Here is a 12,422-nt window from a genome sequence, read left to right on the forward strand (position 1 = left end):
TAGTAACTTCTCTATATACTATATCAAAAAAACGGACAGGAGAAAAAGTTTTTATCCCAACAATTTTATATAGCTTTCTTTATGAAATGTAAAATACTTAATACCAATAACAAAGAATAACTCTACACTGGTATAAACAAAAGATGCTGTTTTATCCCAACAACACCTTTTTTCTATTCATATGTATTCTTATACACAAGTTATAAAACGCTTTTTATATATTCCAGTATCGATTGCGTATCCATCTTCTCCTGTTTTAATAATTCTTCTGGATCATAGCGATCATAGAAATGTTTCTGTAAACCATAGTTTTTTACTTTGATATTGCTATCACCATAGTAAGAAGCTATTATTTGACCAAATCCTCCATCTAAAATACCATCTTCCAGCGTTATCATCAGTTCATGATTTTCTTTTAACTGTTCTAATAGTTTAATATCCATTCCAGAAGCAAATCTTGGATTGATCAAAGTTGGCTGAATGTGGAAAGTTTCTTTCATTTTCTGTGCAAGTTCTTCTCCTCTTTGATAAAAATCTCCCAGGGCAAGAATTGCCACTTTTTCTCCTTCTTGTTCTACCTTAAATGTATGAATCGCATCATAAGAAGTATCTGCATTTCTACTTGTTACTTTATTCCCCGGCAACATGATCATTACTGGATGTTCTTTTTGATCAACAGACCAGGAAAGCATAGATACAAGCTCCTCTTTTGAAGAAGGACAAAGCACTACTAAGTTTGGTATATTGGAGAATGCGGATAACCCAAAGATACCCAAGTGTGTTACATCTGTCAAACCGTCAAAAGAAGTATAATTCAAAAGAATGGTAACTGGACTATTATTGATACATACATCATGACTGATTTGATCATAACATCTCTGCATAAAGGTTGTATTTGTTACAACTAATGGTTTTGCTCCCTGTTTTGCAGCTCCTGCAGCCATCGCTACAGCCTGCTCCTCTGCAATCCCTACATCTACAAACTGCATTCCTAAAGCTTCTCGATCTTTTTGACTCAAACCTACACTTGCCGGCATATTTGGTGTTATCACCATAAACGCTTTATCTTCTTTTGCCTTGTTCATGATATATTCTCTTGCGATTGATGTATAATCTTCGCTTCCATCGAAAGAAATCGTTGTTTTTCCTGTTTCTTTATCAAAAGGAAGAACCCAATGCCAGTTTTCCTTATCTTCTATAGCTTTCTGATACCCTTTTCCTTTTAAAGTATTGATATGTACCACAATTGGATGATCAATATCTTTTACTTTTTCAAATACACGAATCATCGCTTCTATATCATTTCCATTCTCTTCATATATATAATCCAATCCCATTGCCTTAAACATATTGTTGTCGGCATTTCCTTTGGTATCTCTTAACTCTTTTAAATTCTTATAAATGCCTCCATGTGTTTCAGATATAGACTGCTGATTATCATTCACAACAATGATCAAATTAGAATTCAATTCAGAACCGGCAACATTCAAACCTTCCAAAGCTTCTCCTCCTGATAAGGAACCATCTCCAATCAAGGCAATTACATTTTCTTTTTTTCCAAGCAAATCTCTAGCTTTCGCAAGGCCAGTTGCTAAAGAAATGGAAGTTGAAGTATGTCCAACATTAAATAAGTCATGCTCACTTTCTTCTGGATTTGTATATCCGGAATCCTCTTTAAAATGCGCATCATCTATATATCCTAACTTTCTTCCCGTCAACATCTTATGTGGATAACTTTGATGTGAAACATCAAATACAAATTTATCTTTAGGAGAATCAAACACATAATGCATCGCAATTTCTGTTTCCACGATTCCAAAGTTAGGTCCAAAATGTCCTCCAATTTTTGTCAAACGATGAAAAAGACCTTCTCGAATATCTTCAGCCAGTTCATTTAGTTCCTCTAAACTTAATTTTTTAACATCCTCGGGTCCATTTATTTTGTTTAATACGTTATACATAGTATATCCTTCCTTTCTTGACCAATAAAAAACTTAATGGTAGACTTATTGTAATATCTAAACCTAACTTTAGGTCAAGTATAATTTAAGGAGGATTTTATGCAAATTGGAGAAATCTCAAAAAGAACAGGAGTATCTATTTCTACATTACGTTACTATGATAAACATGGACTCTTAAAAAATGTAAATCGAACAAAAGGCGGCATACGTGTATTTACAGATGCAGATATCGAAGCCCTTCAAATGATTCATTGTCTAAAAAGTTCAGGATTAACCATCCAAGATATCAAACAGTTTATGGATTGGTGTGCTCTAGGCGATGAAACGATTGATACAAGATTGAATTTTATGTATAAACAGGAAGAAAACATTAAAAATCAAATAAATTTATTAACGAAATCTTTAAAGCTCATTGAATTTAAACAGTGGTATTATGAAACTGCAAAAAAAGAAGGAACCGAACAACATGTAAAAAACATGAAAGTATCTGAGTATCCTTCTCATATACAAAAATTATATAAAGAAACACATGAAAGATAATATTACAATAACATCTTTTATATAAATGTACTGACTCCTAGCAGCAATATCAAAAACAAGAGATTCCATGCCGTAAAAATAAGAAGATACTTCTTTTTCTGTTTTGGATATTGAACTGCAATCTGTTTATAAGATATTAAGCTTGCCATAGATGCAATCAATGTCCCAAGTCCACCAAGGTTGGTTCCAATAATAAGCTGTGCATAATTTTCTGTATAGGCTGAAAGCAGCATTGCGCAAGGAACATTACTAATAAATTGGCTGCATATGATCGCAAATATTTTTTCATGATGCAACAGCCACTGTGATAAAATTTCATGCAGTTCCTCCAAGGTATTTATATTCCCTATAAAGATAAAAAAGAAAAGAAAAATAAGCAGTAACGAATAATCTACTTTTGAAAATAGGGAAACATCTAACAGAAGAATTACCGCTACAACGATACAAACTAAGATCCAATCAGATAATATATTTCCTACACACAGCAAACATAAAATAAACAACAATATATAGATACTTATGTTTTTATACTTCAACTTTTTATCTTGATATACAGATACTTTAATTTCCTTGTTTTTATAAAACACAACAATAAATAGTATGAATAAGACAGCAGAAATCAGTGTATACGGAAACATGAGTGATAAAAATTCCGTTAATTTCATCTGTGATAAGGAAAATAAATATAAATTTTGTGGATTTCCAATCGGTGTAAACATACTTCCAAGATTTGCCGCAATGCTCATAAATACAACTGTAAGACAAATTTTTGAATCCATTCCTGCTGCGTTTAAAAGCAAGATACCAAAGGGTACAAAAGTAATCAAGGCAACATCATTTGTTATAAACATACTGCTGATAAAACAAAGAAAAACCAAAGAAAAAACAAGTCCCTTTGCAGAATGTATTTTCTTTAAAAGAATATCCGCAACATAGGAGAAAAAATACTGTTCCCTTAATCCTTCTACAATTAACATTAAACAGAATAGAAGAATAAGAGTATGAAAATCTATATATCCTATATATGCTTTACTTGGCGGAATCATAAAGCACGATAAGAAACACAGTATAAAAGATATGCTTAATACTGCATCTTTTTTACAAAAGCCGATTATTTTTTTCATTCGAATATCCCCTTAACTTTATTTCTCCATACAAAAACCTTGGAAGCTCCAAGGTTTTTTCTTATTTCAAATATTTTTTCAAGTTTTCTGCAGGTGTTGTATCTTCCCACTTCACACCTAAATCTTCTCTACCCATGTGTCCATAAGCAGCTAACTGACGATAAATTGGTTTTCTTAAATCCAATGTCTTGATAATGCTTGTTGGTCGAAGGTCGAATTCTTTTCTTACGATATCTGCAATTTCTTCATCAGCCAGTTTTCCTGTACCAAACGTATCGACAAGAATACTTACTGGATGAGCAACACCAATCGCATAAGCTAACTGAATTTCACATTTACTTGCAAGTCCTGCCGCAACAATATTTTTCGCAACATAACGAGCTGCATACGCTGCACTTCTATCAACTTTTGTAGGATCTTTACCTGAGAATGCTCCCCCACCATGACGAGCAACCCCACCATAAGTATCAACGATAATTTTACGTCCTGTTAAACCACTATCTCCCTGAGGACCACCGATAACAAAACGTCCTGTTGGATTGATATAAATTTTTGTATCTTCATCCATCAAATCTTTATCAATAATTACATCAATTACGTGTTTCTTCAAATCTTCACGAATGGTTTCTAATGATACACTGTCTGAATGCTGTGTAGAAATAACGATCGTATCTACACGTTTTGGACGATCGTTTTCATATTCGATTGTTACCTGTGTTTTTCCATCAGGTCTTAAATATGTAAGAGTTCCATCTTTTCTTACTTTTGTTAACTGTTTTGCTAAACGATGTGCCAAAGAAATCGATAATGGCATTAATTCTGGAGTTTCATCGCAGGCATAACCAAACATCATACCCTGATCTCCTGCACCATTGTTATCTTCTTCTTTTCCTTCTTTTGTTTCCAAAGAGTGATCTACACCCATCGCAATATCACTGGACTGTTCATCAATTGATGTTAAAACAGAACATGTTGTTCCATCAAATCCATATTTTGCACGATCATAACCGATACCTAATACAACATCACGCGCAATGGAAGGAATATCCACATAGCAATTTGTAGAGATTTCTCCCATGATCATAACCATACCTGTTGTACAGCAAGTTTCACACGCTACACGGGCATTTGGATCTTTTTCTAAAATCGCATCTAAGACTGCATCACTAATCTGGTCACAAATTTTATCTGGATGACCTTCTGTTACAGACTCAGAAGTAAAAAACTGTTTATTTAACATATACATCCCTCTTTTCTTTTCTATTTATAATACTAAATTTGAGCATTACTATTTTACAGCTTTTCCTATTTCTAAACAAGTAAAAAAACAAAAGATTTTCGCTTAATTTAACAAAAAGGTACCTAGATAACAAATGAACCTTTAAATATAAAGCAAATTATATGTTTTTAAAGATTTTCTTGTTATGGTAAAATTTAAATCTTTCAATCTTCGTAAGATGATAGGCAGTTTTTCATTATCATCCATTTCCTGAAATCTACGAACAAATACAAACAAGCTCATGTATCGATTCATGTATTTTGTTGCGATACCCCTGTATGCAATCAATTGACCTTTTATTAGCAAATGTATACTGTTCACTGTGTTGATATGTTCTACGGTGTTGTATGACAAATGTGATTTTAATTGTACAAGACTGCAGTTTGCCTTTTTGGCCAGTTCATCATAACAAAATGCTCCATCGGAATAAATAATTGATTTTGGGTCTAGATTTTTTAGGAAGTTTTCTAGTATACTGTTCTTGGTTGGTTTTCCATAACCGACTGCTTTGAATATCTCATGACCATTTCTATCTGTTGTGGTAACGATACAGACTTGTTCATGAGATAATCCTCTATAAGATGATGGCCCGCCTCGTTTGCGGGCTTTTCTTTGTATCTTCCTGCACCCTTTTTGGCTTTCAAGTTCAAAAGTTTCATCAATCTCTATGGTTCCGCTTAATTTCATATTTTCGCTGTCCAGCAATACTTCCAGTGCACAAAGGATTTTATGGCGATTTTCAAATATACAAGGGACAGAGAGATCCAAGTCGGCTGCTGTCTTTTTAACGGAAACAAAACTTAATGTATCTAATACGATTTTTTTAAACATGCTTCTTTCAATTTTGGAGTACATTGTAATTGTGTGTGAATTGTAAGTGAAGATATGACTACAATCTTTACACATATAACGCTGTTTCCCGTTTTTAAACCCTTTCTTGATCATTCTGGATTCCTTGCCACAATATGGACAGCGTTTTGGCTTCAAATCCCTGTCTTCTTCATTAAGGTTCAAAGCATCAATAACATAGATTTCTAATTTTCTCTTTTGGTATGGTGTTAAAGCAGCAATAGATTTTAATAATTCTGATTGTTTCATGGATTGTTCCTCCTGTTTCTGAAATAATCATATATCTATTTGTTACATTATTTATGTAAGAAGTCATATTTAGGTACCCATTGGTTAAATTAAGCGAAGATTTTATCTTTCCACTTTTTATTTCACAATAATCTTATAATTCTATTCCGATTATTATATAGTTTCAGATAAAACATCATCAAAATTACAAACATTCCCATAAAACGTTAATTGTAAAGGGTTTCAAACCTCAGTTTATATGTTATACTTTAAATATAAGAAGCTGTACAACAGCAGGGAGGAAAACATATGAAAAAACTTTTAGTCGCTGCCGCTACAGTTATCATACTGGCAGGGTGTACACAAAACGCTGACAAGAAAGAATCCAAAACATGCTCCATTGATATGTCTGGAATTACCATGGATATCAAGATGGATGCCACAAATGAAGTTGTAGATAATCTTGGCATGAATATTAAAATCCCTGGTTCCTTGCTTGGAGGAGATGCCTCTGTTTTAACAGAAGATAATTTAAAAACTATGGGAGATGCTGCACTTAAACAAATGAATATTGAAAAGGGAACCGGTGTTGAAACAAACTTCACCATTGAAGGAAAAGATTTAAACGCTGAAGTTACATTTGATTTAAAGAAAGCAGATGCCAATACCTTAAAGGCCATTGGTATTACAGAAGAAATGAAAGAATTGAAATTAACAGATGCAGTAAAAAACTTTGAGGCAGCTGGTGCTACCTGCAAATAACAAATGCAATTATACCACCTATAAAACAGGTGGTATAAACTTGCCATATAAGTTCCTATTGTTTTGCATAATTTTTCGAGCATTGAGGCCTAGCAGCCTCAATGCTTAGCTACGCCCTCCTATGCTTTTGTATTGACTACCTCACCTATTTCATTATATTACATAGGAGATTTTTACACTAAAATTCTATTACCACGCGCACAGCACGTGGTATTTGCTTTGTAATAAAAAAGCACAGCTTATTCACTATGCTTTCCTTATTCTCTCTATAGATTCTTCAATCTATATTTTTTTATGATACCAGCCTGTTATATGCCACATCACAAAATAAGTTATGATTGTCATTGTAGCTCCAAACAACACATCTGTTGCGAAGTGCATTCCCAAAACCATTCGTGAAATCATAACACAGAGTGTAAATACCGATGCAAAAACAATGGCAATTCTTTTATAAATTAACGTATCAAATTTTTTCGCAAAAGTAGGTACAAACATCAAGAAAAAACTAACTGCTGCTTGTGCTGAATGTCCTGACGGAAAACTTGCATCTTGTATTTTTACAGATTGAATTTCAAACCAATAAGTAAAATCTTTTAGCGGATCTGCTAATCTATAAAATCTTTCTCTAGAAACAAATGATTTAATATACGAAACCCCAAACACCGCAACCGCACAACCTACTACACCAACAATTGCAGCACGATTTAATTCTTCTCTTTTTCCATTTCGTACTATGCGTAAACAAAGCAAGATTGAAACGATCAACCAAATAAGCATAAATAAAACCATAGGAATCAATGATTCTTTTACTTGATACACTATACAAATAGTCCCTACAAGAAGGTTATATCCCAATAATATTACACCAAAAATCCAAGAGATAATCGTTTTTAAACAAAACTTACATTCACTACTTATAATAAGGGCAACACATGCAAAAACGCCAACAATTGGTAGTGGCAATGTTCCAATAATTTCAAATACTCTTCCAAAAATACTATTCGGATTATATATCCACATCGCAATTTTTAAATCTGTAAATGTAAATATCCCCATTAAAATAATAAAGATGCAGATTCCTATTAAGAAGAATTTTTTCTGATTAAAACTATTTTTTTCCATTCACTTTCTCCTTCATATTATGACTTCGTAAGTTTAACACAATAGTTATCTTCCCTTTATCTTTATACAATCAAGATTCTGTTAAATTATCGTAAACTAAAAAATAACTATCTAATATGATAAAAAAAGATTTTTTATCTATAATATGTAAATAAAATAATCCAAAAGAAAAGGCCGTATAGTCTACGTGATACTTTTAAAATCACTTAACTGTTACGTCCCTTTTTCTATATCTTTATTCTTCTTTTAACTCCATGCGTTCACAGCTTTCCAATATTTCAATGACTTTAAACAGCCAGTCTTTGCTTTTTGGAAAGAAGACAGAAATCTTTTTATCCACAAAACGCATTTGAATGTTTTTAGAAATCGTTGTCATACGTTCAAAGAATTTAACCCCATCAATACGATTTGACCAGTTTTCTGAAAAGCTGATACGAATTCTTTTTGGCTCTTCCATAAATGTATCTACTATTGGTTCATTAATTAAAATATCCAGTCGTTTTTTCTCAAACAGCATTTGTACTGATTTTGGAAGTTTTCCATAATTATCTTTAATTTCTTCCATCATATCACGAAGCTGTTCCTTTGTCTGAATTGCTTCAATCCTTTGATATAATGTAATTTTTTCATAATCTTCATTCGCAAATTTTCCCGGTATATAGGCATCTACCGCAACATTTGCTTTTTTCATTACCGGTTTTTCTTCTTTTTTGATACCTTTTCTTTCCATAATGGCTTCATTTAACATTTCAATATACATGTCAATACCTACGGTATCAATAAAACCAGCCTGCTGTGGTCCCAGCATATCTCCTGCCCCGCGAATCGTTAAATCTCGCATGGCAATCTTATATCCGCTTCCAAGCTGAGTAAATTCCTTAATGGATTTTAATCGTTTCCCCGCCACTTCGCTTAACTGTTTTTGTGGAGAATACATCAAATACGCATATGCTAAACGATCACTTCTACCCACTCGTCCTTTGATCTGATACAGCTGACTTAATCCAAAATGATCGGCATCTTCAATAAGGATCGTATTGGCATTTGGAATATCAATTCCTGTTTCAATGATTGTTGTACAGACAAGCACCTGATAATGATTATCGGTAAACTGCAACATCACATCTTCGATTTCTTCTCGACTCATTTTTCCATGTGCCACACCAACTTCAATATCTGGTAAAGCTTCTCTTAATTTACGTGCCACATTATAAATCTCTTTTACATTATTGAAAAGATAGAATACCTGCCCATTTCGTGCTAATTCTCGCTGTATCACTTCTTTGATCATCGAAAAGTTTTTCTCTATTACATATGTTTGTACCGGCATACGATTGGATGGCGGAGTATCGAGCTGTGATAAGGAACGAATCCCAATCAAAGACATCTGTAAGGTTCTTGGAATTGGTGTTGCACTTAAGGAAAGTACATCAACACTGTTTTTTAATTCTTTTATTTTTTCTTTATGTTCCACGCCAAAACGTTGTTCCTCATCGATAACCAATAATCCCAAATCAGAGAATTCCACATCTTTAGATAGTAGGCGATGTGTTCCAATTAAAATATCAATATTGCCTTCTTTTACATCGTGTAAAAGTTTCTTTTGTTCTTTCAAAGGCACAAAACGATTGATCACCGCAATTTGTACAGGGAAATTTTGGAATCGTTTTACAAAGGTTTTATAATGCTGCAAAGATAAAATGGTTGTAGGACATAAAAATGCAACCTGTTTATTATCCGCAACGGCTTTAAATGCTGCACGTGCTGCCACTTCTGTTTTCCCAAAACCAACATCCCCACATAATAAACGATCCATCGGTTTGCTGGATTCCATATCCCGTTTGATTTCTTTTACCGCTTTTGCCTGATCTCGTGTTAATTCATAAGGAAAATCTTTTTCAAAATCAGCCTGTAAAGGTGTATCTGGTGCAAACGCATAACCAATATTTTCATCACGCTGTGCATATAGATGCAGCAAACGATCCGCAAGTTCCGCAATTTTTTCACTGACCTTGCGTTTTGTTTTTTCCCATTCCTTGCTTCCAAGTGTATTCAGTTTTGGTGAAGCACCTTCTTTAGAAATAAACTTGCGAATTAAATGAAACTGTTCCAATGGTATATATAAGGAAGCATCTCCCTTATAGACTACATGCAAATAATCTTTATGCATACCATCATTGTTTCGTGTTACGATACCTAAATATTTTCCTACACCATGCTGATTATGTACAACATAATCTCCTACACTTAATTCTTCATAATTATGTAATACTTCCGCTTCTTTAAACTTATTCGCAAAACGAGAAGTCTTTTGTGTTTTATGGAAAAGTTCTTTGCTGGTATAAACTGCGATATTTTCATTTACACAAGTAAAACCTTCCACCATAGCATGTTGAAGAAGTGAAATCCCTTCTTCCAGTACATCCTCTTCTTCCACAAGATGATAACTTACATTCTCTTCCTGTAAAATACGTTTTATTTGCACAATTTCTTTTTCATCAAGACACAATAAAACACGTCTATTTTTCGCCTGTGACAAAACTTCCTGCATCGTTCTTTCTAAGTTCACATCGCCTAACGACATGGATAGAATATTGGAAGATACCGGTTTTTTATAATCTACAAACATACCAAATTCCAATACTTCATGTCCCTGCAGTACATGATTCATATCTTCAAATACAGAGAATTTACATAAAGCTCTTCCCTCTTCAAACAGCTCCTGTAAATAAGAAACTGTTTCTTCCTGTATATGTTTGATGGATTCTTTTACTTCTTCCTTACTGGAAACAAGAATCCAGGCATCCTTTCGATAATCACAAAGCGTGCTTTTATCTTGCTGGAAAGCATAATAGCGATACAGCTTACCTTCCACTTCTCTTCGCTGCAGCATATCAAGATCTTCTAAAATCGTATCATATAAAGTTTCTTGCATATCTTCTGGTAAATGTTTTTTCTGTTTTTCAAATTCATTGATTGCATTTTGTCGAATTTCTTCCAGTTGTTTTTCTTCAAACAAAAAGGTGCTGGCAGGTAAAATCTTTATTTCCTGTATGACTTCTATTGTTCTTTGTGTAGAAATATCAAAAAAACGAATACTATCAATAATATTATCAAAAAACTCAATACGAATCGGGTGCTCATAATTCATTGAAAAGACATCAATAATCCCCCCGCGTGCTGCATAGCATAAAGGCTGATCCACACGATTCACATGGGTATAACCTGCTTCCTGCAACAACCGTTTCAAGTCATCATATGCAATCTCTTCATCTTGTTTCAAAGATAAGGTATGCTTTTCAAATTGTTCTTTTGATGGCTGAAAACGAATGGCACCAGCCGTGTTCATAACGCAGATATAAGGGCGATCCTCCAATAGTTTGCCCATTACTTCCATCTGGTTTGCTCTTGTCTCAGGAGAAGAGGCAACAGCTTCCACACGCAAAGATTCTTCCATCGTAAATAACAGCACATCTTCTTTTAATAAAGCAGATAAACGATCGTATAATTTCTGTGCAGAATATGCATTGTTTTTCACAATAAACATACTCTGCGGCTGCATACGATATGCACTGGCAATTAACAATGCTTCTTCACTTAAAGAAAGATTTCCTAATACACTTTCTTTTTTTAGAATACTTTTGACACCGGCATTTTCTGCCAGTTCTCTTAAAAGAATATCCACAATATCACCCTACTTTTTATTATATCGGCTCATGGTATCAATAAACGTATGCGTTAAAGAAAAAATAGCCGCATCTCTTGCCTGTTCCACTGCCTTTTTAAAATCTTCCTGTTCTTCTTTGCGTATTTTTCCCAGCACCCAGTTTACTACCGGTACTCGTGCATCTTTTCCAATCCCTACACGAATACGATTAAATTCCTGTGTATGCAAATGGGCAATGATATTTTTCATTCCATTCTGTCCACCAGCACTTCCTTTTTCACGAAGACGAATCTTTCCAACCGGCATATCCATATCATCATAAATTACCAGAATATCTTTTGCCTGTAAACGATAAAACTTCATAGCTTCCACCACTGCTTCCCCAGATAAATTCATATACGTCTGCGGCTTCATCAACAACACCTGTTCTCCATCAATACGTGTCAGTGCAATCAGTGCTTTAAACTTTTTCTGTGTAACTTCTACATGGCAATACTCTGCGATTGCATCAAGCACACTGAAGCCCGCATTATGTCTTGTATTTTCATATTCTTTACCCGGATTTCCTAAACCAACGATCAGTTTCATATATTCACCTCATACCACGACAAAATCTCATACATAAAGTGTATGAGATCGTGTTTCTTTCTTTGTGGATACATTATACAACGAGACATATGGTTATGCAAATCAAATTATTTCTATCATACTCCATCTACAATCACCTAATTCTTTTCATCAATTATCACCAAGTCCAAATCCTTTTTTCATACTCTTTAATAAGATTTGCAACTCATATTCTAAATTGAACTCCTCGTTTTGATTTCCCATAATAACATCAAAATTACAATACACTATATCATTTCACTTATTAACACAGGAGTGAATAA

The 12,422-nt window shown here is 33.8% G+C and carries 9 protein-coding genes; 2 read left to right on the forward strand and 7 right to left on the reverse strand.

What is annotated here, in order from left to right:
• Positions 1–200: 200 nt before the first annotated feature.
• Entirely contained in the window at positions 201–1,961 is a 1,761-nt protein-coding gene (locus tag A9CBEGH2_RS09500) for a 1-deoxy-D-xylulose-5-phosphate synthase (protein WP_163104660.1), read from the reverse strand.
• Positions 1,962–2,060: 99 nt separating this feature from the next.
• Between A9CBEGH2_RS09500 and A9CBEGH2_RS09505 the strand changes: the two genes are divergently transcribed.
• Complete coding sequence (locus A9CBEGH2_RS09505; RefSeq protein ID WP_115716310.1) at positions 2,061–2,501, forward strand: MerR family transcriptional regulator; 441 nt, start codon at positions 2,061–2,063, stop codon at positions 2,499–2,501.
• Positions 2,502–2,518: 17 nt separating this feature from the next.
• Here the strand turns inward: A9CBEGH2_RS09505 and A9CBEGH2_RS09510 are convergent, their stop codons facing one another.
• From A9CBEGH2_RS09510 to A9CBEGH2_RS09520, 3 genes are all read right to left on the reverse strand, one after another.
• Positions 2,519–3,625 carry an SLC13 family permease gene (locus A9CBEGH2_RS09510; protein WP_163104662.1) on the reverse strand — a complete coding sequence of 369 codons (1,107 nt, stop codon included), beginning with the start codon at positions 3,623–3,625 and terminating at the stop codon, positions 2,519–2,521.
• A gap of 61 nt (positions 3,626–3,686) precedes the next feature.
• Positions 3,687–4,865: a methionine adenosyltransferase gene (gene metK, locus A9CBEGH2_RS09515; RefSeq protein ID WP_115716307.1), complete on the reverse strand. Its 1,179-nt coding sequence runs from the start codon at positions 4,863–4,865 to the stop codon at positions 3,687–3,689.
• A 141-nt stretch (positions 4,866–5,006) separates the two neighbouring features.
• The gene (locus A9CBEGH2_RS09520) at positions 5,007–6,002 is read right to left on the reverse strand and encodes an IS1595 family transposase (RefSeq protein ID WP_163104664.1); all 996 of its coding nucleotides are present in this window, start codon (positions 6,000–6,002) and stop codon (positions 5,007–5,009) included.
• 288 nt (positions 6,003–6,290) lie between these two features.
• Here A9CBEGH2_RS09520 and A9CBEGH2_RS09525 point away from each other — a divergent pair, with 288 nt between their 5' ends.
• A complete protein-coding gene (locus A9CBEGH2_RS09525) occupies positions 6,291–6,743 on the forward strand; it encodes a DUF1307 domain-containing protein (RefSeq protein ID WP_115716306.1) in 453 nt (150 codons plus the stop codon).
• Positions 6,744–7,025: 282 nt separating this feature from the next.
• On the opposite strand, the gene A9CBEGH2_RS09530 is transcribed toward A9CBEGH2_RS09525, so the two are convergent.
• From A9CBEGH2_RS09530 to pth, 3 genes are all read right to left on the reverse strand, one after another.
• Positions 7,026–7,865 (reverse strand): phosphatase PAP2 family protein, encoded by an 840-nt coding sequence (locus A9CBEGH2_RS09530; RefSeq protein WP_115716305.1) that lies wholly within the window; start codon positions 7,863–7,865, stop codon positions 7,026–7,028.
• Positions 7,866–8,100: 235 nt separating this feature from the next.
• Positions 8,101–11,550: a transcription-repair coupling factor gene (gene mfd / locus A9CBEGH2_RS09535; RefSeq protein ID WP_163104666.1), complete on the reverse strand. Its 3,450-nt coding sequence runs from the start codon at positions 11,548–11,550 to the stop codon at positions 8,101–8,103.
• A 9-nt stretch (positions 11,551–11,559) separates the two neighbouring features.
• Positions 11,560–12,120, reverse strand: coding sequence for an aminoacyl-tRNA hydrolase (gene pth / locus A9CBEGH2_RS09540; protein ID WP_115716303.1), 561 nt, complete (start codon positions 12,118–12,120; stop codon positions 11,560–11,562).
• Positions 12,121–12,422: the final 302 nt, after the last annotated feature.

The sequence above is a fragment of the Amedibacterium intestinale genome, from assembly GCF_010537335.1.
GTDB lineage: Bacteria > Bacillota_I > Bacilli_A > Erysipelotrichales > Erysipelotrichaceae > Amedibacterium > Amedibacterium intestinale.

Coding starts and splice junctions, on each gene's coding strand:
- A9CBEGH2_RS09500 (WP_163104660.1), bottom strand. CDS start 1,961: ATGTATAACGTATTAAACAAAATAAATGGACCCGAGGATGTTAAAAAA.
- A9CBEGH2_RS09505 (WP_115716310.1), top strand. CDS start 2,061: ATGCAAATTGGAGAAATCTCAAAAAGAACAGGAGTATCTATTTCTACA.
- A9CBEGH2_RS09510 (WP_163104662.1), bottom strand. CDS start 3,625: ATGAAAAAAATAATCGGCTTTTGTAAAAAAGATGCAGTATTAAGCATA.
- metK (WP_115716307.1), bottom strand. CDS start 4,865: ATGTTAAATAAACAGTTTTTTACTTCTGAGTCTGTAACAGAAGGTCAT.
- A9CBEGH2_RS09520 (WP_163104664.1), bottom strand. CDS start 6,002: ATGAAACAATCAGAATTATTAAAATCTATTGCTGCTTTAACACCATAC.
- A9CBEGH2_RS09525 (WP_115716306.1), top strand. CDS start 6,291: ATGAAAAAACTTTTAGTCGCTGCCGCTACAGTTATCATACTGGCAGGG.
- A9CBEGH2_RS09530 (WP_115716305.1), bottom strand. CDS start 7,865: ATGGAAAAAAATAGTTTTAATCAGAAAAAATTCTTCTTAATAGGAATC.
- pth (WP_115716303.1), bottom strand. CDS start 12,120: ATGAAACTGATCGTTGGTTTAGGAAATCCGGGTAAAGAATATGAAAAT.